Here is a 22,242-nt window from a genome sequence, read left to right as displayed (position 1 = left end):
GCTTGGTTCACGAAATACTATCGAGATCGAGAACGATCACTCATGATTACCTTTGCCGAGCTTGAGGTAATCCTAAGAAGACGACCATTAGGGTCGTTTTTTTAGTTTTGTGATGTTATTTATAAATAAAAGGAAGCACTCAATTAGGATTGAATGCTTCCTTTTAACGGTTTAATAATATAGATAATAGTTATCTACTCAACAGATAGACAACTGATTACTTCAATCTATTTTTCCTTATATAAGACTATCATTCTATTGGTAAGAGTATGGCTATATTGTGGGTAAATCACATCAAAAATCGTATGACATTCCAAACGATCACATTCAGCCCATTCAGCCAACCCTTGTTCTTGCGGAGCAATCTCATAACGATAATGTACTTTACCTATGTTACATATAGGACAAGTATCTAATACCTCCCACTGATCATAAACAAGTCTCATCATTTCACCTTCCTAAATAATTTATTTATTCACTGCTAATTGATTGATGTTCTTCCTCTCAATCCCCTCTACCAAAATATTCATGATACAAATACAGTTGCCAAGATAACTGTATTAAAAAACGCCCAGAGGGCTACTCTAAGCGTCGGTTAAATTATTCAATAATTGGTTTAGGGAGTGAGTGATGTGTTTCATTTATGTCCTCCTGATATGTGGAATGTCATACAATTAAAAATTTATTTACGAATCCCTTGTCTTAGTACGTCTTTTGCATTATCCGAAATAAGATCACTTTCATATAACTTTACAATGGCTTTCATCATATCTATTTCATTAAAAGCAGGAGCATTGTTGATGGTGTGTCCATTTTTGGTATATCTCATCAAAAGTTGTACATCCTTTTGCTTTACTCCATTAATTTCAGGTGTGCATTTTGGAATGTCAACACTAAACTGAACAAATTTTTAAAGGTCTATTCTTGTTTGTATTCAGCTGGTGTTAAATAATCTAAAGATCCATGAATACGAATATTATTAAACCAATTCACATAATCAAATAATTCAAGATCAAGTTCTTGTTGACTAGTAAAAACGCTGCCACTAGCGAATTCTGTCTTAATCGTTTTAAACGTTGCCTCGGCAACGGCATTATCATAGGGTGTTCCTTTTTCGCTTAGCGATCTTTCAATACTAAACGTTTCTAATGCTTCATCTATCAGTTTATTTTTAAACTCGCTTCCTCGGTCAGTATGGAATAATTCGAGGCGATTTAGATTATACTTCACTGTCGAAAAGGCACGGTGAACTAGCTCAGCACTCTTATTAGGACCAGCGCTGTAGCCAATAATTTCACGATTATATAAGTCTATTAAAACACAGATGTAGTGCCATTTTTGGTTTACTCGAACGTATGTTAAATCACTCACAACTACTTTTAATTCTTTATCTGGATTGAATTCTCTATTAAGTGTATTTCCAACTTCAGATTCATTAACTGTTGTTTTTCTAGGCTTAAATTGAGCTACTGTGTACTTAGAAACGAGTCCTTGCTCTTTCATTATTCGGCGACGTGAGACCTTCCATCCTAGCTTTAGGAGTTCCTTTTTGATTTTTCTCTGACCGTATATATTGCGACTGTTTTTAAAGATTTCAACAATTAAAGCTGTTAACTCTTCATTCTGATTATCTCGGATTTTTGCTTCGTAATAATACGTACTTCTAGAGATTTGTAGGACGGTGCACATTGCTGATACCGAGTATTTGTGACTGTTATTACGAATCACCTCTACTTTCGTCCCATGATCAGCGCGGCTTGCTTTAAAATATCATTTTCCATTGAAAGTTTTTGATTCTCTTTCCGAAGCCTGATTAACTCTTCCTGTTCTGGCGATCTATTGTCCTTCTCTTCAAACGATCCAGTTGATTTATGTTGGTGAACCCACTTATCAAAGGTAGATGGCGTCAGCTCGTATTCTTTAATAATTTCAGAACGGGGCTTTCCAGAAGCATATAACTGAGCAATTTGTTCTTTAAATTCTTTGGAAAAACTTCTTCTTTCTCGTTTGGCCATAATGATTTCTCCTCACCGAATTAATTTTAATTAACTAAGTCTATATGACCTTAACGAATTTGTCCAACTAAGTGTAACCTATCCATTTATCAAATACAATGTCATACTCGCTATCTATATTATGTGATATGCGGTCATGACGTTTATATTTCATAATTTGTTTGCTCATATAATCAACTCCTTGCTCTTTATAAAAAAACTAATTCGCTTACATTCTCCTATCCAAACATACCCTTGAAAGCACGAATACGTTTGAGAGCTTCTCTATTCATTCGTGAAATTTTTGATTTCTTCAACACTGATTCTGGTACATGAGTGGTCAATTCTGACCTCTTCGCTTTTATAGAAAGTTTACAATCAGAAGGTTTCATATTGATGCCTCCACTCCCCTTTTATAATATCAGCCTCCAAGCATATCCTTGTATGCCCTTATTTTCTTCAATGCCTCCCTATTCATTTTTGATATCTTGGATTTGTACTTAGCTTGTTCAGACAGACGGGTTATCTGATTTGTGGGATTAAACCTACCCTTATTTTTCATTGAATCACTCCCTTATAAGGGATTATATGATTTGATAAGCAACACAACTCACTACTATATTCTTCTTTTTATACATCAATACCTTCTTTACATGAACAAAAAAGAACGCACGTTCCCATAGAACACAAAACCTATAGACATTTTTTCAGATCTCCTTATACTATAAAACACAAGAGCTTGGCTCTTCCTCGAAACATACTCCACTATAGAAAGGATATCCCCCCACGGAAAAGAAACTTGATTTATATACTGATAACCTCTTTGAAGACCTAATAATTAATGAGAATGATTCTAAAAGAACACATGCCAATAACTTTATTAATCTGTTTGTGGACTTAATAATTGAGACTAATAAAAAAGCACTTCAAACTGAACCTGAAAGGATCGTGGGTTAAAATGGCGATTACAATTGGATATATTCGTGTTAGCACCGATATACAATTGGATGGCTATTCTCTTGATTTTCAAGATGATGAAATTAACGGGTACTGCAATGTCAATAAATTCCCTAAACCCATTATTTTCAACGAAGGTTCAGGCTCTGGTTCATCAATCGAAGAAAGAGAAGTATTTAGAGAAATGCTACGTTATGCAATTTCTAAATCCAAGGAAGAAAAAAACGAAAAAATATATGTGATTGTTTGGAAGGCTGATCGATTTGCCCGTAATTTATTGGATGCTATGAATGCGTTTAATTTGCTAAACAAACATGGAATATATTTAATAAGTATTGCTGAAAGGCTAAATACTGAAAATGAAAGCAGTATCATGATGCTTCAAATGTTATTTATGTGGGCTGAAAATGAGCGGAGAAATATAGTATTTAACTGTAAAAACGGAATGAGAAAGCGTGCGGAAGAAGGTTATTACAATGGTGGAAAGGTATTTGGATATAATTCAACTCCAAATAAAACACTTGAGATAAATGAAGAAGAAGCTAAGATTATCCGATTTATCTTTGACCGCTATATTAATGAGAGATGGGGATATTATAAAATTGCCCGTTTTTTAAATAATCAATATACAGAGAGTAGGACAAGTAGAGTTTGGGATAAACAAGGTATTCGTATTATCGTTACAAATCCCCTTTATGCAGGATATATACGTTGGAGAGAGAAAAGCGGAGATACTATTATGAGCAAAGGAAAACACAATGCAATCATTAGCGAAGAGCAATGGATGAAAGCTCAAATGATATTTGATGAAAAAAGTTATACTCCTGTGAAAATTCATAAGGGGAACTATTTCTTATCAGGACTTTTAAAATGCCCTGATTGTAACGCTTCAATGGTTCAACACAAATCATCTAAAGGTGGAAAGTATGTCTATTATCAATGTAGTCAGAATAAAAACAACGGTCTATGCAAGTCAAACTTAGTAAATAAACGGGAAGCAGAAGAATATGTAATCAAAGAACTTTCCTCTGTATTTAGATCCAGTCAAACCCCACAACACCTCCAATTGAAAATAACTACTCAGCTTCAACTTGACTTAGTTCCTAAGAAAGAACAGAAAAAATTGATTAAAAAAGACCTTAAAAGCATTTTGAAGCGTAAAAATGAGCTATTCGACTTGTTTGCAAAAAAAATAATTAGTGAAGAAGCTCTTGGTCAGCAAATGAAACGTTTAGATGAGGAAGAACAATCGTTAAGTAGTATGTTGGATCTTTTAACATCAAAAATAGAGATAGAAAGTGGCAATCAAATAGAATCCATGGTTAGAAACATTACAGACGCCTTTGAAAAGTTCTTTTACTCCTTGGATGATATAAAGCAAAAAGAATTTCTCAGAGAATATATAGAACGTATCGATGTGAAAGAAATTCCAAAAGGTAAGATTAGAACTAAAAGAATTATAAACAAAATCACTTACCACTTTGAATTAGAAGAACTTTCAAAGTTAATAGCTTAAACCTATTTGAGAGAGGCGAACACCCTTTCTCTTTTTTTGTGTCCATTGTAAAATATTTATAAAGGAGGTATTCAATGAACCAAGTTAAAAATGTGGCTATTTACTGTCGTGTCAGCACCGAAGAACAATCCACTGAAGGTTATAGCATATCTGCACAGTTACATACACTGCGTCAGTATGCGGATATGTATGACATGACTGTAGTAGAAGAATATGTTGATGAAGGTATAAGCGGTAAGAATATTAAAGGTCGACCAGCAATGCAGAGACTTGTATCTGATGTTCCAAAAGGTAAATTTCAAGCTGTACTCGTATGGAAGATATCTCGACTTTCACGCAATATGTTAGATACCCTTGTCCTATTAGATCAGTTTGAAAAGAACAGCATTAAATTCATATCATATTCGGAAAACTTTGATACAGGGAGTCCCATAGGGCGGTTAGTTGTACAGCTTATGGCATCCATCGCTGAAATGGAGAGAAACACACTTTCTGAAAATGTGAAACTTGGCATGACTCAAAGGGCAAGAGAAGGGTTATGGAACGGCGGTATCATATTAGGTTACGATTCGATTAAAAAAGAACTTTTAATTAACGAGGAAGAAGCAAAAATCGTTCAGCTCATCTTCACATTGTATGCAGAAGGAAAGGGTCTAAAAGCTATAGCAAACCACATCAACAAATCAGGGTATCTTACAAAGCGTGGAAAACATTTTTCAATCAATGGGATAGCCACAATTCTTGATAACCACGTCTATATAGGAAAAATTAGATGGTTACAAGTTGAAAATTGGGATACTCAACGTCGGAAAGGAAAAAATCCAAATCCCCTTTTAGTGGATGGAAGGCATCAACCAATCATTTCGCAGGAATTGTGGAGTGTTGTTCAAGCAAGAAGAAAAAGTAAATCTTTTAAGCAACGACAATCCCATGAACCTTTCCTGTTAAATGGTATTTTACGTTGTCCTGAATGTGGTAAAGGAATGGTTCCAGGCATTACAACGTCAACACGTAAAGATGGAAGCAAGCGAAAACACCGCTATTATGTATGTGGTGCTTTCCATAATAAAGGGTCAAAAGTATGTCGGGCTAATTCTACCAAAGCCTATACTGCCGAGGATGCTGTCATTGAGCGTATAATAGCATTTTTAGATAATGATATAGTATTCACACGTACAATCGATGCAATAAACAATCAATCTGTTCAATCGAATCTTCAACGTAAAAATGAGTTGGAACAATTGGAAGAACAGCTTTTAGAGATTAACTCCTTGCAAGAAAAATATATGGAAGCATTTGAACAAAATCTCTTCCCCATATCAATCTTGCAAGAAAGGTTACAGAAGGTTTCCAATCAAAAAGCTGACATAGAGCAAAGAATCAAAGAAATCAATCATTATATGAGTTCATCTGATTCCAAAGTTATCTCAGCTTCTTTGATAAAAGTCTTGTTAGAAAAATACGTGGAGGTGTTTAATCACTCAACCAGAGAGAAGAAAAAACAGCTTTTTCAACTTTTGATAAATACCATTTCATTAAAGCAATCTAAAAATCGATCTCGACATGTAGATCAAATAGAACTTCTTATTGATTTTTCAGAAGTGAATATCTCGCAAACATTCACACTTCTTCACTTACTATATATGGACACAAATAATGAATATAGTGATAAGAATTTACCTGGTTCTCCTGAGAAAGCACCTCCATATCTTCAACTTTTTTTGCCTCTATTTATGATACGGTTCCCCTTTTATTATCCGAAACCCCCGATAAACCTGCTCCACCAGCACCAGCCGCATCAACTGATGAGGAAACGTCATCTTCGAAAAAGACAGCGCATAATCACTGCGATTCATCACGTCCTGGCTCAACCCAAGCGATCCACCAATCACAAAAACGATCTTGCTTTTGCCATGTATCATTAACTGCTCTATTTTTTCGGCAAATTTCTCAGAGGTCACCATTTGGCCCTTTATTTCCAGGGAAATAACGTAAGCATCCGGAGCGATTTTCGACAAAATTCTCTCGCCCTCTTTTCGCTTAACCTCTTCTTGTTCTGCTTCGCTCATATTTTCTGGTGCTTTTTCATCTGGTACTTCAATCATATCGATATTGGCATAGGCGCTCAGTCGCTTCATATACTCCTGTATACCCTGCTTTAAATATTTTTCCTTCAATTTCCCGACAGCCGTAATTGTTATTTTCACGTACAGATTACTTCCCTTCCAAAAGCTCTTAGTTACCCTATTGTAGCAGAAATAGTGCTGCTACACGAGGTTCAGGAAAATTATCATCCCAATAGATAGCGTCCCATAATGACAACAATTGATTTTAGAAATTTTTTGCCTAGACGGGATAGACTTTGATGAGCAGAAGCAGAAGACAAACAAAAGAGCCTACCACAGGGTAAGCTCTTAGCAAAAACTTAATTATCTAACTCAATCCTTAAAATCTCCGCAAGAATCTCAGGCAGGTCTGTATTGTCATGAAACCCGATAAATTTATCCGCTTGTGGTCCATAGGCATATACAGGTATATCGGCAGCCGTATGATTCGTACTGGTCCATCCAATTCCTGCGTGGTTGCTTACCGCTGTATTGATTGCAAGCGCCACATCCTCTGCTTTTTGAATGGACTGAACCTCTTCCTCTGTTAAGCTAATATTCGTGTATTGGTCAATTACTTCTTTAACATTTGAACGATCTTCGTTAATTTGAGTAGCCATGAAGTCTCCAGTAGCTGAAACATCTTGTAAAATATCTGCATGTGTCCCAGATGCAGCACCAGTTCCTGTTGTCATTCCTCCAGTATCATGGTCACCAGCAACAATAACCACTGTGTTTCGGTCCTTTTTAGCAAATTCAATCGCCTCTAGTACAGCTTTTTCAAATGCTTCCGCATCAGACATTGCCCATGCTGCATCATTCGCATGTCCTGCCCAGTCGATTTGACTTCCTTCTACCATAAGGAAGAATCCATCTTTATCCTCTTGTAAAATGTCAATTGATGCTTCTGTCATTTCAGCAAGACTAGGTTCCACTGTTTCCTCACGATGCAAAGAAGGTGCAAGTGCATCTTCAGCAAATAGACCAAGCAATTTCTCTCCATCTGCCACATCTATATCCTTACTCTTTAGTAACTCTTCTCTCGACTGTGCGTAGGTAAAACCTGATTCACGTGCTTCATCAATAAGGTTTAAATCCTCTTGGTTACCACCTTCTGATTCTGGTAAGAACATGTTCTGTCCACCACCAAGTAAAACATCTACTTCACTAGCTATGTATTGTCTTGCAATTTCTGTTTGATTATTACGATCTTCCACATTCGCAACAAATGAAGCAGGGGTTGCATGTGTAATCGTTGAAGTAGCGACTAAACCTGATGATTTTCCAGCGTCTTCTGCAGCATCGAGAATGGAGGACAATTCCTCCCCTTTTGCATCAAGGCCTATGACACCATTGTTTGTTTTGACACCTGTAGCCATAGCAGTACCAGCAGCTGCAGAATCTGTGATATCAGCATTAGCAGAATGAGTGGTATACATTCCTTTTAAGTGATCATCCCAGACAGCATCCTCCCCCTTATATATCCGATAATTCCCGGCATAATCCGAACTAAAGCCATCCGGAATCATGTAAATCACGTTATCGACTTTCTTACCACCGTGACCATGCCCCTTTCCGTTTCCTTTTCCAGCAAAATCGGGCTTGTCTGCAAATACGGGAATACTCATAGCGGACAAAACCAAACCTGTACTAAGTGCTACTGCTCCCATTTTCTTCAACAAATCTATCAGCTCCTTCTTAAATTTTCTTTCAGTTAATAATGTACTAGATAAATATTGAGTTGTAATTACAGGATAGTAAAGGTTTATTAAAGAAAAGTCATACTAAAAATCTATGATTAGAGACCTTTTTTCTATTTATATTCATTAAATACTAGACTTTAAATACTAGATTTCCAATTAAAGTATTATAATGATGAGGATTACAAGAATATCTATCTGGCAAAAGATAAAACGCTGTAATCGTTCGACATTTGCACGAATTGTTCAGAATTGATTTTATTAGACTTTTCTCGTAATCTAATAGTAGGGACAACACTCGTTTGGAGGCGATTCCATGGAAAAAATTATTTTTATTGAAACAGGTACCGGTATTGATGTACACGGGCAAAATGTAACCAAGGCATGCCTGCGTGCTGTAGAAAATGCGATTCATTACAATTCCATGCCAGGCATTAAACAGTACTTACCAGAGCAAGATTTATATAATATGAAGGTCAATGTTCGACTTGCGGTTCCGATGGACAAGGAGCAAGTGGATATTGAACTTGTCAAAAAAGAAATACCATACGGCACCGTAACGGTTGATGTTATCGATGGCGGTATGGCTACGAGTTCAGGGATTGTACTCGAAGATAAAGAAGATAAGAACGATCTCATGTATATCGTCAATGCTGCTGTAGAAGTTGGTTATTGAACCTATTGGAGGAGGAATGGACATGTCGTATAACGCTGATCCAGAAAGGTATCAACAAATACCTTATAATCGCTGCGGGAATTCTGGTGTCAAGTTGCCAGCGATCTCGTTCGGTTTATGGAATAACTTTGGGGATGAAGATCCGTTAAGCAATCAACGCCAAATGTTAATGAAAGCTTTTGATTTAGGCATTACCCATTTTGACTTAGCAAACAATTACGGACCACCACCAGGTGCTGCCGAAGCAAATTTCGGACGTATCCTCAAACAAGATCTTGCCGCTTATCGTGATGAAATGATCATCTCTACCAAGGCTGGTTACAAAATGTGGGACGGTCCTTACGGCGATTGGGGATCAAAGAAATATCTTGTCTCCAGTCTTGACCAGAGCTTGCAGCGAATGGGGCTTGATTATGTCGATATTTTTTATCACCATCGACCAGATCCTGAGACACCGCTGGAGGAAACAATGGCAGCTCTTGATCTCATAGTTCGTCAAGGAAAAGCATTATATGTTGGAATATCCAACTACAGTGCAGAACAAACAAAGAAGGCAGCCGCCATTTTAAAGGAACAGGGTACACCTTTTATCATTCATCAGGTCGCTTATTCAATGCTTGATCGTACGATTGAAACAGGGTTAACCGATGTACTCGAGAAAAATGAAATTGGCTGTATCGCTTACGTACCACTTGCGCAAGGACTGTTAACGAATAAATACTTAAACGGGATTCCAAAAGATTCACGTGCTGCAAAGGAATTTATTCCATTTTTAAATGAACACGATATTTCATCTGATAAATTACAAACGATCAAAGCGCTGAACGAAATCGCTGCCGGCCGTGGTCAAAGCCTGGCACAAATGGCGCTCGTATGGGTTTTGCAGCAAAAATCAGTAGTATCAGCACTTATCGGGGCAAGTCGTGTCAGTCAAATAGAAGAAAACATCAAAGCACTCGATAATCCTAGCTTCACAGAGGATGAACTGGCTGCGATTGATACGATTTTAAAGTAACACGAAAAAAAGGTGCACATCATCAAAAGATGAGCACCTTTTTTTCGTAACCAAATTGCTACCTTTTCCGTCTATTAAGACAACAAGGAGCTGGTGCAAAAATGAGAAAATTAACTTTCATTTTCATAATTGCGATCTGTTTGATGGCATGTTCGACGCAGCCTGACGTTAGCATAAGTGCTTCCGAGCAGCCAAAGCAAACCGATATGCGAGAAATCGTATGGAAGCAGCTTTCCGAAGAACAAAGACAATGGGTTAATGGCAGTTGGAAAGATGCCAAGGTCTCGAAAGTCACACTTAAATCGTATATGGTTGTTCAATCTGTTGATCCATCACACTTTGGAAAAGAAGTCTTTGTACTCGATTTTCCTACGAAGAATAAAAGTATTCCGAATAATATGATCATCTACGCCGACATCGATACGTATGAATATATTAGTTCGGGTCTGGTTGATTAATGGGAGGTGTTACGAATTTATTTAAAATATAAACGTCGTTTCGTATGGATACTCGCAGGAATCGTATGGTCGGTTGTAGCGATTCTCAATATTGGCATTCTTGTGGGTATGGTAAGTGAAGAATTTGGTGTTTTCGAATTGATACTTACCCCTCTATATCTTTTCATTATTGCGGCAAGCAGCGTACTTACCATTTTTCACTTTAAAATTACTTCGATTGATTATGTAAGGATCGACGATGATACGTTATCGCTTCATCGAGGTATTGTGATCCCCAGAAAAAAAGTAAGATTGACTGATATAGAAAAAGGAACCCAAATTGGCGCTTCCTTCATCATTCAGCTAAAAACCGGCCAGGAATTCGATATAAACCTCAAAAATCTTGGCCTAAGAGATATTAACATGGTATCTTCCTATTTCGCTCACGAACGATATAAATTAGATTAAAACAAGACATAATGGAACAATCTGAGTGTTTCATGTGAAACATGTAGTACTACATTATCATCGACTGTACTTTTTTGCCTATTTCTCCTCTCCTAAAAGATTATTAGAATAGGACTCTTAGATTGATTTTACATTTCTCAATATTCGTTGACTAATCCAAGAGCCACACCAGTACAGCTATTTTCCCCTCTATAAATTAGTAAAATATAAATAACCACTTTATCCCTATTTACCATTTTTTATAATATTGAGAGAATAGTATAGTAAATATATGGAAAGGGGATAGTGGATGAGACTTTTTAAAATTGTGTTGACGACAGTGTTCTTCTTTATGTGCTGGCATGCAGGGCTAAACGTTACTCACGCAACTGCATCAGAAGCTCCGGATGTGGCATGGCAAAAATCGCTTGAAGAAGCAGGAACGGTAAAGGAAAAAGTGAAGAACGGCTTTCTTTTTGCAAAGCTTGAGGATGACAAAATAATTATTCAAAAAACTGGTGTTTCCGGCGAGGTCCAACCGGTGACATCTGTTCCAAATCCTGATCTGGATTCTCTTAATGCTTTCACCCGAACCGATAACGGGGACTATGTTATGGCTGGTCTTGTGCGTAATCAGGATGCTCCATTTAACAAAATACACTTTTTAAAAGTATCAAAGTCAGGTGAGATATTGTGGGAGCGCAAATCGGACAAGCTTTCAAAAAATACCAAAGGGGAGCTCGTCCAAACAGATGATGGCTATTACTATAGCAATACCTTGCCCGTATCTAACCAACAATCCCAAAACGAAGATATCCTGCTGATGAAGCTCAATGAATCAGGTGAATGCATATGGACGAAATCGCTTGGGGGCGATTACCGTGATTCGGCAAATGATCTCTTGCCGAATGAAGATGGTGGCGTGCTGCTTGCCGGTACATGGATTAAGCGGCCAGGAGACTGGTCGACAGAAGACGCAGATGCGTATTTGGCTTCCTTCCAATCGGACGGCACGATGAAGTGGGAATTAAAACATGAGACAGGTGCGTATACCAGTATTAGTGCAATCGAAAGAGATAACAATGGCCATATTATCGTTGCCGGTTACGATGGATCCGTTAACTATTATCCAAATGTCGATATAAATGGTTACGTTTTTTCTGTTGATCAAGATGCAAACCTTTTATGGGAAAAAAGACTGCCAGTTGAGCAGAAAAACAGTACGTTTTCCGATATTCAACTTACCCGTGACGGCAATTTCTTGTTAACTGGATACGTGAATTACCAAGCAATTAATGCTGGAATGTACGATTCAGATTTATATGTGACGAAAATAAACAGGAATGGCGAAACCATTTGGGATAAGCTGGTGCAAGAAGATAATAATCCGTTGGAAGGGACTAGCATACAGGAAACGTGTGGCAATGCTGCACTAATCATTACTAATAAAGACACAGACAGGTATATCACCAAGTTGGAGCCTCATCATCCATAGACTTTTATGTTAAGTCAGGACAAGGGCTATCACCCTTGTCCTTATCATTAAAGAAAACCCTTCTCTGCATAGAGAAGCATTCCTCCTATTCCATTATCACTTAAACCCGATAGCCCGAAACTTGTTGATGGAGCTCGTGGCTTGATTTAGCAACTCGATCTAGACCATGATCCAGATCTTCTACAGATGCGTTCATTTCTTCTGAGACAGCAGCTAAGGATTCAGCGTTGCTGACATATTGCTCTGTAGTGTTTCGCATTTCCAGTATGAAGGTTAATACTTCTTTAAGTCTTCCGCTCATTTTTTCAGCTAGTGGTACGATTTGCTGATTTTGTTGTTCTACTTTTTCAGTTACCTCCCACATGTAATGGAAATGCTGGCGTGAGTCTTGGATGGATACTTTAGATGCTTGCACTTGTTTTCTCGTTGAACCGATTTGCTCTGTTACTTTTTCTTTTTGAGCTTGAATACTGGCGATCATTTCACTGATTTCCTGAGCAGCGTGCTTGGATTGATCCGCTAAGTGACGCACTTCATTAGCAACAACGGCAAATCCTTTTCCAGATTCCCCTGCTCTTGCTGCTTCTACCTGAGCATTCAGTGATAACAGGTTCGTTTGTCCGGCAATTTGATCAATCGTTTGGACGAACTGATCCATCATTTCCATTTTTTTATCGAGATAGCGCAGTTCTTCCACCGAGGATTGCATGCTTTTATCCATCTCATCCGTTCCTGCCTGGATACTCTCCATTTCCTTTACACCAGATTGCGCCTTGCGATTGGCTTCAACACTTGATTCGTTCATATCGTTGGTTAATTGTTTTACTTGATCCAGCATTTGGTCCACATGGTGAAGCAAATCAGTAGATTCTGTAATGCCTGACAGCTGCGATTGAGATTGTACTGCGAATTCACTGACAGAATCAGCGACTTGGTCAATTCCATTCACCGTATCTTTCATTTGCGATGACAGTTGGTAGCTCGTCTCTGTCGATTGCTGACTATATCGATGAACCGTTGAAAAAATGGTCTGCATCGACTCTTTTAAATAATTCATACTAGTTGTTAATCGACCGATCTCATCCTTACTCTTATGTGTTAATGATGGCATCGTTAAATCACCATCTGCTATTTGGTCCACATAATCAGCGATATGAATAATTGGTTTACGGATATAATTTTGTGTGAAAAAGCCTAAAAGACACGCCAAAACAATCGCAATAATGCTAATGATAATATTCGATTGAATCGCTTGTTCACTCATCGTAACCGACTTCTCTGTCTGATCGGCAATATATTGATTTAATGATTGCTGCATATTGGACATTTCTTGAGCAGAGCGCTCAAAAAATGCAATGCTTTTATATAGTTCATCTTGAGCCACTGTTGTTTGTTTTGTTTCAGCAGCTTCAATCACACGATTAGCGACTTCCTGATACCGTTGCCAGGATTGGCGATAATTGTTGTAACTATCTTCTAATTCCTGCCGTTGCAAGTCTTGAATATAGGCGTCAATTTCCGATAAATCTTCTTCCATTAATGTCAGTGCTTCTTCTATCTCTTTCTTAAAATTATTGACGGAGACAGACATTGTAGTCGATGCTGTTTCTTGCAATGTATTATGTACCTCATACATCCGCTTATAACTGTCTGTTGCGGTTTGTAACATAGGCAGATGCTCTTCATCAATTTCATGGTTACTCACTTCAATGTTTTGAAAATGAAAGAAACTCCATGCACTGCTAACTAAAAACAATAGTAAAAATGTCATAAAACTAAGGAATATTCGAACCTTCATCGATAGCTTTCTACTTTTAAACACAATCGTTCCCCCTTCTATAGTCCCATAATCATTGTACAAAAGGGACTGTAGAATAGGAATATATACGGAGATTAATTAACACAAACTTTACACGGTTACTGACGATCATTCCAAACAAACACGACTCCTGCAAGTGGTAAAATCCAATCATGGCGCTGGTTTTCTTTCATCAATGGACGGGTAAGACGCAAATGATTTGGTTTTTTTATCGGGCTTTCCATTATATAAATGAGTATGGGACAATAGTTACTTGAGGAAGTATTTATTAATAGTAATTAGTGTGATAAAGTTGAGTGTGTTTTTATGGAGGATGACGAAGGATCGTCGGATGCTGTGCTGACGGACGTTTATTCTATCGGAACTTTGCCTCGGATTTTTTGTTTGTTTTGGGCCCTTGTGGGGGTTGTACTATCGGACATTTGAACCCTTCTCGACCTTCTTTTTGTCCGATTGAGCTCTTCTATCGGACAATCACCTTCTTCACACTCTCAATTTTGTCCGATTGAGCCGCACAGTACGATTAAATAATTACTCTCACTGAACCTGTACTTTTTTCCCTTTGCCTCAGATTGCATACTTTCATATCTGATTAGAAAAGCCGCCACAATCGGCAGCTTTCTTCTTATGAAGGATGTGACACAATAAATTCACCGTTACCTTTTAATTGATACGTATCAACTGTTGCTGGAATAATGAAATGATCGCCTTTCTTAATCGTATAGACTTTATCTCCTGTTGCAATCGTACTTTCCCCTGTTACCATACTTACTTGTAGAAAATCTGTCTCTCTCTCTAAAGAGGCTTCTCCATCAAGCTCCCAGTGATACACAGTAAAATATTTCTCAGCCACTAACTGTGTTTCTTTCAAACCTTCTTTATTTACCACCATTTGATTAAGTGATGGCGTTTCATGTGGAACGGTGGTGACCTCTTTTGCTTCTTTCAGATGTAATTGTCTTGTGTTACCTGCTGCATCGGTACGGTCATAATCATAGACACGGTAGGTTATGTCCGAGCTTTGTTGTGTTTCTAAAATGACAATGCCCTTTCCAATCGCATGAATCGTACCGCTTGGCACATAGACAAAATCTCCTGCCTTGACTGGCACACGTCGCAATAACGCATCCCACTTGCCTTGATCAATTAACTGCTCTAACTCTTCCCTGGTCTGAGCGTGATGACCAATGATAAGTTCCGCACCTTCTTCCGCACTTAATACATACCAGCACTCTGTCTTACCGTATGCTTCATTTGCTACTTCACGTGCATATTGATCATCGGGATGCACTTGAACAGATAGATTATCATTTGCATCCAAAATTTTAATTAACAGTGGATAAGCCTCTGAGTTATCCACAGATTTATTAAATAGTTCTCCGTTCTCATTCCAAGCTTGTAGTAAAGTTTGTCCTTTTAAAGCTCCATTTATAATTTGACTTGGACCATTTTCATGTGCAGAAATTGCCCATGCTTCACCTGTTTTTTCATAAGGAATCGTATAATGAAACTCGCTGTGCAGCTTTTGTCCTCCCCAGATACGTTCTTGAAAAATGGCTTGTAAAAATATTGGTTCCTTGTACATATTTTAGATTCTCCCTTTTTTGCTTTTAATGCTTGGTTCATTACAAAACATACTACCTTTGCTGTGGAAAATCAAATAATATCCATAACTTTATCCACAATATCTGCTAATCATTCACATTTTTGCACCTTTATCCACACTTCCCTTTAAAAACCCGCCTTTTATCCACAGGTTTATACACATACTCACAATTTACTTATATATATCGTATAGGAATTTATGTTCTCCACCATATCTAGACAACATCTTTTAATTCTGTCCACAGTATGTGAATAAATGATAAAAAATGTGGATAAAGATCTGTTTATTCGATCTTTATCCACATTCTGCTAGTATGACAGGGAGGTTAATTCCACAGTCGTTTCTTGCTTCTCTCCCTCTCGATAATACGTAATCGTTAAGGAATCTCCGATTGATTTGACAGAATAGAGATGCTTTCGTAAATCAACAATATCTTCAATCGGCTCACCGTCTAACTGCGTAATCACATCGTACTCTGTAAGACCACCATTGTCTGCTGGAGACATTGGTTCCACACTTCGGATATAAATACCGCCTTCCACCTCACTCGGTAAATTCAAGCTTCTTTCCCATTCTACTCGAGCTATGTCGTTCAAGGAATATGCTTCAATCCCTAAGTATGGTCGCTTTATTTCGCCATTTTGTTCAAGTTCCTCAATGATCGGTACGACGTCATCGACTGGAATCGCAAATCCTATCCCTTCCACTTCATTTTGGGCAATTTTCATCGAATTAATGCCAATTAGCTTACCATCCATATTGATAAGAGCACCCCCACTATTTCCCGGGTTTATGGCGGCATCTGTCTGAATAACTTCTGCCTGCCAATCTGCTCTACCATCTGAATTAAAATCTTGTGGGATGGCTCTTTGTTTCCCACTGATAATACCTTGTGTGACAGAACCTGATAAGTGCAAACCTAATGGATTTCCGATCGCAATCGCTGGCTCTCCTACATGTACATCATCTGAATTACCAAATTCAATCGCTTTGCTGGCGTTAGCTGCATCCATTTCGACAACAGCAAGATCGGTGTACAAATCACTTCCGACAAGCGTGGCAGATACCGTTGTTTCTTCTTCATCCGATAAGACTATTTCCAGTTGATCAGCACCAGAGACGACATGGTAGTTGGTTACAATATACGCTTTATCTCCATCTATTTTGTAAATGACGCCTGATCCTGTCCCTTGTTCGCCAGACGCTTCCTGCTCCCAGAAGTCTGACTGTGTTTGAATGTTGACGACACCGACTACTGCTGGTGAGATATCACCAACAATCTCTGATACTTTCGTCGAGATATCGACTTGGATATTCTGCAACGTGGATGGCGTCTCCGATTCTTGATCGTCTGACTGGTGGATTTGCTGGTCACTGTTAGCTGTGTCATCACCGAGGATGACTTGATATGGTAACCAATTGTTGTTTACCATGGCCGGTAATAACACCGCAAACAAAAACGCCCCCAATACAATACCAATGACAAAAGGCATAAACCAGCTTTTTCTTTTCACCTTCTGTCGTGTTTGGTAATGGTCATCGTAATAGCCCATTGCAATCTCCTTCTTTCTTAAACGACTTCGAAGATTGGAGTCGGTGTCTTCGGATCCGTGTCATGCAATGTAAAATCATTTCCTACCGCAAAACCGAAATCTTGTAATCCATTGTGCACCGACATTCTAGCCAAATCCTTCATATTATTATCTTTACTTAAATGGGCTAAATAAATACGTTTTGTTTGATTATCTATAATATCTTTTAATGCTATCGCGCAATCATCGTTGGAAACGTGACCGCTGTCACCTAATATTCGGCGTTTCACACTCCAGGGATAGCGACCCATGCGCAGCATTTCTACATCATGATTCGCTTCAAAAACAAGCGCATCCGCTCCTTGAACCGTCTTTTTTATGCGTTCAGACACATACCCTAAGTCGGTAACAAGCGCCACTTTTTTCCCTTCGTGGTGGAAGGTATAAAACATTGGTTCTGCTGCATCATGCGATACCGCAAACGATTCGACGTCGATATCGCCAAATGATTTTGTTTCTTCCGTATTGAAGACAAATTTTTGATCTAATCCTATTTTTCCAATGGAAGACTCCATCGCTTTCCATGTTTTTTCATTTGCATAAATCGGTAATTTATATTTTCTTGCAAAAATACCTAACCCTTTTATATGATCACTATGCTCATGTGTCACCAATATCTTGGATAAACTGTGAGGGTCTACATTAATTTCGTCGAACAGACGGGTCATTTCTTTCCCGCTTAATCCTGCATCGACTAGAATTTTTTCTTTTTCCGTTCCAATATAGAAAGCATTCCCCGAGCTTCCCGATGCTAATACACTAAATTGTAATGTCATTCTTACTCCACTCCGTTTGTATCTTCTGTTTTGACAAATAGTTGTTGAATAAAATTCATGATATCTTTCTGTTCCCAATCTTTGTCAGATACTTGCATGACGGTTTTACTGTCTGCTGAAAAATATTGATTAATCTGTGTCTTCATTTCACTAATGAAATCAGATGTGTTCCGTGATGTCAAATGACCTTCAACTGCATTGACATAGTAATATTTATCATCATTTACTACAAATCCCCATGTTGGCGCAAGTACTTGTACACTGTTAGGAAGAGGCGCTAAGTTGTGGTACCCTAACTCGACGTCTTCTGTTACCTCATCACCGGATACAATATAGCTGTTGCTGCTTGAGTACAGGCCATTTAATGCCTCGATTGGTGTGTTAATTTCCTCTGCTTCAGACTGAGGTGCATTTTTTGATTTTTCTAAAAGTGTTTGCACGTAATGTGTGGCTTCACCATTATTATTCACCTGCACAAGTAATACACCACTTGAATTAAAATATACTGGACGTTCTAGTGATTGGAAAAAAATATACGTATTGGTTGCTTCGTCTTTACCAAAATACTTATAGTCGTCAAAATGCCACACATACTCTGACAACGCTTTGGCATTTTCATCAATATCTATTTTCAGCGGATCGTCCAATTGAGAAATAATCAAATGATCTTCGATGATCAAATTTCGTTGTTTCGAAAGACTGCTAATCTCCTCTTTTTCTGCGTTAGAAAATTCTCGACGCTGTGCAAACAGCATTTCTGCCTCCGCAGGAAATTCTTCAGGTATATGTTCAAGGCCACTAACATTGTTTTTTACATTAACCTGGAGGTCTTCTAACGTATCGATTGGATCATTAATGTAATGTTGAAGAAGAATAATATCAAGGATAAGAAAGCAAAGGATGAATAACGTTTTAATTTGTCCCCACAGCATTTGCATTCCCTCCTTGATCAACAGTGTTGCCCGTAATCATTTCCCATCCGCCATATATTTGAACATACCAGGTTGGAATCAAATCAAAAACTTGGCCTTGCTGCTCGATGTGATAACCTAATTGGATATCTTGAATCTGGTCATAATTATATTGCTCAGATGTCTGTAAAAAAGATTTTAATTCTTCACCTGTCATCAAACTTGTAGCTGCTTTGTCATAACCCCGGGTCAACTTCAGCAATGGTCTGTTATACTGGGAAACGGTCTGACTCTTAATTGTTAACGACATAGAAGCAATACCTTGATCTGAGAAAATTGGATAATTCTGATACAACATACGGAATTCGATCCTGTTACTAACATTATTTAGCGCATTTAAGCGGTAACCGATACTCAAACTCGGATCGACTAACCAGCCATTGTGAGAGTTAATATATTTAACCGATTGATCAATCAACCGATCATTATTATTGTCCGTATCAGTCTCTACCTCTTCCTTCACTTCGGTATAATTGGAGTATTTCATTGAATTACCCTGATTGTCTACAATAATTTCAATTTTATCATCCTTATAAAATTCTTGACCTTCGTCACGATCACGAGAATTTACTACTTTTGAAGAATCATCAAAGAAAATCGATTTAAAAGAGGAGGAATCAGGACTAATGGTTTTATAGCTGAATTTCTTCCCAATAATGTTTGCTTGGTTCGGAATATAAATACTGTATCCAGTTGATCTTTCCAATTCTACATAACTCGTTACATCTTTACTTTGTAGATTTTCTTCAAAGTAATCGACTACTTCTGCCATATTTTGAATACTTGCTTGAATATCCAGTCCATCTGTGTTCTCGTTATCAAATAGTACTTGCCAATTTGTCTGGTTTTCGTCAATAAGGATGTAAATCCGTCTGAATTTACTATCGTTAATAATTGCTTCATCTGTGTTGAAGATGGTACCGATGACAGAAGTCGGTAATGACGTTGGAAAAACAATCTCGATGACTCGATCAGAATCAGCGATTATATTATCAATATTCTCATTGTCGGACAACATTCGAAAATTATATAAAGCCCACTGTCCCATATCCTGAAAGGTAGTGAGTTCCTGATTTTTTTCACTAAAGCCATATACCGAATCATCTTCATGAATTACCAATTGCGAAGGGCTTATAAGCATCTTGGTAGTCATATCAGTACCCTCTGGTAATTCTGCAGCTACTGCATTATCCGGGCTGTTAGAAGCTTCATACTCCCCTTCATATCGCCATATACCAAATGTCAGAAGAAAACTGATAACAATTAAAAAAAACAGTAATACAGTTTTTATTAATTCGAAATTAATTTTCATGATTGACTACCTCGCTTTCGATTGGTGAGCGGTAGTGTAAAGAAAATAGTCGTCCCTTGTCCCTCTTTACTAGAAGCCCAGATATGACCGTGATGCGCCTCAATTATTTCCTTGGAAATAGCCAGTCCTAATCCTGTACCGCCAAGCTCGCGTGACCTTGCTTTATCTACCCGGTAAAAACGCTCAAAGATCTTGTCCAGTTTCTCCTTGGCGATCCCAAGCCCCTGGTCACTGATACTTATGCGGACACGCTGCTGCTCCCTTATGACTTGGAAGGTAATTTTTCCACCTTCTGGCGAATATTTAATAGCGTTAGACAGGATGTTATCGGTAACCTGGGTAATCTTATCCTGATCAACCATTACAAAAATGCTGTCATCAGGGATTTTTCGTTCAAAATGAATTTTTTCAGCTTTATTCATTTCAAAACGATCTAAAATATGATGAAAAAGCGGGATTATATCTAAGCGCTGTTTTAAAATCGCATTTTCCTTATTGTCCATCTTGGAAAGTTGTAATAAATCATTAACTAGTCGAATCATTCGTTCTGTTTCATTCTGTGTTACACTCAAAAACTTGGGAGCCAACTCTTCATCTTCTAATGCACCGCCGTCAGTTAGTGCTTCTAAATAACTGCGCATCGTGGTCAACGGTGTACGTAGTTCGTGCGATACATTGGAGACAAATTCTTTCCGTTCTCTGTCAATTTTCTCTTGCTCGGTGACATCACTAATCACCGTAATTAAGCCCATAAAATGATTCTCTTCATCATGGACAAGCGAGAAGTTGGCTTTTACTAAGAAAAGCTGCTCTTCGTCACTGTAATCGATTGTTAACGATCCTGCTTCGTCTAATTCTTTCGCATCAATTACTTTATCTTCAATTTGAAGAACCTCTACAATTGGCAGTCCTTTGGCATCATCCAATGAAATACCGATTAGATGATTGGCTGGGTCATTCATTAGTGTAATTTTCCCATGTTCATCTGTTGCAATTACGCCATCTGACATATTGGAAAGAACCGAGCTTAACTTACGTCGTTCCTCTTCTGTAGTCTGATTGGCAATCCGCAGCCGGTCATTCATATCATTAAAAGTCGTGGCCAGTTGTCCGATTTCATCCTGCCCATAAACATTTACCTTTCTGGAGAAGTCACCTCGTGCCATCCCCATCGCTTGTTTTCGCATTTCGGTAATCGGCTTCGTAATCGTACGGGCAACAAGTACACCTAATATAATGGACACGACAATCGCAAGGATGGTCGCGTTTAAGAATATTTTATTTATTTCCTCCAGTTGATCGTATATATCTTCAATCTTTGCTTCTACGTAAATTGTTCCGACAGGCGATTCACCATTCATAATGGGGATTAACCGTACATAAACCCGCTCTCCGGACGATTCCAAGCGTTTAGTATCCTGATCCTCCAGCCCATGAATAAGAGCCATTCGAATGCTGTTATTGCCCGAAACCTTCTTGCCAACCAATTCATAATCATCCGATCCCAGGACCCGGAATTGTGAGTCAATTACTTTTAAATCAGAAAAAATATCAGAGGAGTAACGTCTAGTTATTTCCTGGACATCTTCCTGCAGTGTCGGGCCATCACCGTCACCTGATCGATCTGTCAAAAATGCATCAGTTAAATTTCTCTCCAGTACAGTTAATCGGTCTTCTACGTTTTCCTTATAATTATTAACTAAATTCTCCTCTAATTCTGAGGTGAAATTGGTAGCGATCAACTGAATCGTCAAAATGAGAAACAAAGTCAAGATGACGATAATTTTAAGTCGAATTGATTGAAAAAAACTAACTCTACTCATA

17 protein-coding genes and 1 pseudogene are annotated in these 22,242 nt (G+C 38.1%); 7 read left to right on the top strand and 11 right to left on the bottom strand.

What is annotated here, in order from left to right:
* Positions 1-682: 682 nt before the first annotated feature.
* Positions 683-832 (bottom strand): hypothetical protein, encoded by a 150-nt coding sequence (locus MUN88_RS05920; protein ID WP_244722089.1) that lies wholly within the window; start codon positions 830-832, stop codon positions 683-685.
* A gap of 86 nt (positions 833-918) precedes the next feature.
* Positions 919-2,015, bottom strand: a protein-coding gene (locus MUN88_RS05915; RefSeq protein WP_244722087.1) for an IS3 family transposase whose coding sequence is annotated in 2 segments (ribosomal slippage) — positions 919-1,766 and positions 1,766-2,015 — 1,098 coding nt in all. Because the reading frame shifts where the segments join, the coding sequence is not laid out codon by codon here.
* Positions 2,016-2,952: 937 nt separating this feature from the next.
* Here MUN88_RS05915 and MUN88_RS05910 point away from each other — a divergent pair.
* Together MUN88_RS05910 and MUN88_RS05905 are read left to right on the top strand one after the other, a co-directional pair.
* The gene (locus MUN88_RS05910; protein WP_244722084.1) at positions 2,953-4,467 is read left to right on the top strand and encodes a recombinase family protein; all 1,515 of its coding nucleotides are present in this window, start codon (positions 2,953-2,955) and stop codon (positions 4,465-4,467) included.
* Between the two features lie 74 nt (positions 4,468-4,541).
* Positions 4,542-5,546: pseudogene (locus MUN88_RS05905) on the top strand (recombinase family protein); the annotation flags it as partial.
* Between the two features lie 648 nt (positions 5,547-6,194).
* Here the strand turns inward: MUN88_RS05905 and rlmH are convergent.
* Positions 6,195-6,674 carry a 23S rRNA (pseudouridine(1915)-N(3))-methyltransferase RlmH gene (gene rlmH / locus MUN88_RS05900; protein ID WP_244722075.1) on the bottom strand — a complete coding sequence of 160 codons (480 nt, stop codon included), beginning with the start codon at positions 6,672-6,674 and terminating at the stop codon, positions 6,195-6,197.
* Positions 6,675-6,892: 218 nt separating this feature from the next.
* On the bottom strand, positions 6,893-8,254 hold the full coding sequence (locus tag MUN88_RS05895) for an alkaline phosphatase (protein ID WP_244722071.1): 1,362 nt from the start codon (positions 8,252-8,254) through the stop codon (positions 6,893-6,895).
* A 334-nt stretch (positions 8,255-8,588) separates the two neighbouring features.
* On the opposite strand from MUN88_RS05895, the gene MUN88_RS05890 reads away from it, so the two are divergent.
* The 5 genes from MUN88_RS05890 (at position 8,589) to MUN88_RS05870 (ending at position 12,342) form a co-directional block, all read left to right on the top strand.
* Positions 8,589-8,948, top strand: coding sequence for a Lin0512 family protein (locus MUN88_RS05890; RefSeq protein WP_244722068.1), 360 nt, complete (start codon positions 8,589-8,591; stop codon positions 8,946-8,948).
* Positions 8,949-8,970: 22 nt separating this feature from the next.
* Entirely contained in the window at positions 8,971-9,963 is a 993-nt protein-coding gene (mgrA, locus tag MUN88_RS05885; protein WP_244722065.1) for an L-glyceraldehyde 3-phosphate reductase, read from the top strand.
* Between the two features lie 101 nt (positions 9,964-10,064).
* Complete coding sequence (locus MUN88_RS05880) at positions 10,065-10,421, top strand: hypothetical protein (RefSeq protein WP_244722051.1); 357 nt, start codon at positions 10,065-10,067, stop codon at positions 10,419-10,421.
* A gap of 6 nt (positions 10,422-10,427) precedes the next feature.
* Positions 10,428-10,868: a hypothetical protein gene (locus MUN88_RS05875; protein WP_244722050.1), complete on the top strand. Its 441-nt coding sequence runs from the start codon at positions 10,428-10,430 to the stop codon at positions 10,866-10,868.
* Positions 10,869-11,157: 289 nt separating this feature from the next.
* Positions 11,158-12,342 (top strand): hypothetical protein, encoded by a 1,185-nt coding sequence (locus tag MUN88_RS05870; protein WP_244722048.1) that lies wholly within the window; start codon positions 11,158-11,160, stop codon positions 12,340-12,342.
* A 100-nt stretch (positions 12,343-12,442) separates the two neighbouring features.
* Here the strand turns inward: MUN88_RS05870 and MUN88_RS05865 are convergent, their stop codons facing one another.
* The 7 genes from MUN88_RS05865 to walK all read right to left on the bottom strand — a co-directional run bounded on the left by MUN88_RS05865 (position 12,443) and on the right by walK (position 22,241).
* Positions 12,443-14,164 carry a methyl-accepting chemotaxis protein gene (locus MUN88_RS05865; protein WP_244722047.1) on the bottom strand — a complete coding sequence of 574 codons (1,722 nt, stop codon included), beginning with the start codon at positions 14,162-14,164 and terminating at the stop codon, positions 12,443-12,445.
* Between the two features lie 622 nt (positions 14,165-14,786).
* A complete protein-coding gene (gene manA / locus MUN88_RS05860) occupies positions 14,787-15,746 on the bottom strand; it encodes a mannose-6-phosphate isomerase, class I (protein WP_244722044.1) in 960 nt (319 codons plus the stop codon).
* 329 nt (positions 15,747-16,075) lie between these two features.
* Positions 16,076-17,320, bottom strand: coding sequence for a S1C family serine protease (locus MUN88_RS05855; protein WP_244722041.1), 1,245 nt, complete (start codon positions 17,318-17,320; stop codon positions 16,076-16,078).
* Positions 17,321-17,337: 17 nt separating this feature from the next.
* Positions 17,338-18,135, bottom strand: a complete 798-nt coding sequence (locus MUN88_RS05850; protein ID WP_244722039.1) for an MBL fold metallo-hydrolase — start codon at positions 18,133-18,135, stop codon at positions 17,338-17,340.
* 2 nt (positions 18,136-18,137) lie between these two features.
* On the bottom strand, positions 18,138-19,067 hold the full coding sequence (locus MUN88_RS05845; RefSeq protein WP_244722037.1) for a two-component system regulatory protein YycI: 930 nt from the start codon (positions 19,065-19,067) through the stop codon (positions 18,138-18,140).
* Complete coding sequence (locus tag MUN88_RS05840; protein WP_244722034.1) at positions 19,048-20,418, bottom strand: YycH family regulatory protein; 1,371 nt, start codon at positions 20,416-20,418, stop codon at positions 19,048-19,050. The genes MUN88_RS05845 and MUN88_RS05840 overlap by 20 nt, the downstream gene beginning before the upstream one ends.
* Positions 20,415-22,241 carry a cell wall metabolism sensor histidine kinase WalK gene (gene walK / locus MUN88_RS05835; protein ID WP_244722028.1) on the bottom strand — a complete coding sequence of 609 codons (1,827 nt, stop codon included), beginning with the start codon at positions 22,239-22,241 and terminating at the stop codon, positions 20,415-20,417. The genes MUN88_RS05840 and walK overlap by 4 nt, the downstream gene beginning before the upstream one ends.
* Position 22,242: the final 1 nt, after the last annotated feature.

The sequence above is a fragment of the Gracilibacillus caseinilyticus genome (assembly GCF_022919115.1).
Lineage (GTDB): Bacteria > Bacillota > Bacilli > Bacillales > Amphibacillaceae > Gracilibacillus > Gracilibacillus caseinilyticus.
Note: the sequence above shows the minus strand (reverse complement) of the source record. Positions and strands in the feature narration are given on the sequence as shown.

What these genes read in the sequence shown, in the direction of transcription:
- MUN88_RS05870 (WP_244722048.1), top strand. Translation starts at nt 11,158, where the DNA reads ATGAGACTTTTTAAAATTGTGTTGACGACAGTGTTCTTCTTTATGTGC.
- MUN88_RS05890 (WP_244722068.1), top strand. Translation starts at nt 8,589, where the DNA reads ATGGAAAAAATTATTTTTATTGAAACAGGTACCGGTATTGATGTACAC.
- MUN88_RS05850 (WP_244722039.1), bottom strand. Translation starts at nt 18,135, where the DNA reads ATGACATTACAATTTAGTGTATTAGCATCGGGAAGCTCGGGGAATGCT.
- MUN88_RS05910 (WP_244722084.1), top strand. Translation starts at nt 2,953, where the DNA reads ATGGCGATTACAATTGGATATATTCGTGTTAGCACCGATATACAATTG.
- MUN88_RS05855 (WP_244722041.1), bottom strand. Translation starts at nt 17,320, where the DNA reads ATGGGCTATTACGATGACCATTACCAAACACGACAGAAGGTGAAAAGA.
- MUN88_RS05845 (WP_244722037.1), bottom strand. Translation starts at nt 19,067, where the DNA reads ATGCTGTGGGGACAAATTAAAACGTTATTCATCCTTTGCTTTCTTATC.
- manA (WP_244722044.1), bottom strand. Translation starts at nt 15,746, where the DNA reads ATGTACAAGGAACCAATATTTTTACAAGCCATTTTTCAAGAACGTATC.
- MUN88_RS05840 (WP_244722034.1), bottom strand. Translation starts at nt 20,418, where the DNA reads ATGAAAATTAATTTCGAATTAATAAAAACTGTATTACTGTTTTTTTTA.
- mgrA (WP_244722065.1), top strand. Translation starts at nt 8,971, where the DNA reads ATGTCGTATAACGCTGATCCAGAAAGGTATCAACAAATACCTTATAAT.
- walK (WP_244722028.1), bottom strand. Translation starts at nt 22,241, where the DNA reads ATGAGTAGAGTTAGTTTTTTTCAATCAATTCGACTTAAAATTATCGTC.
- MUN88_RS05880 (WP_244722051.1), top strand. Translation starts at nt 10,065, where the DNA reads ATGAGAAAATTAACTTTCATTTTCATAATTGCGATCTGTTTGATGGCA.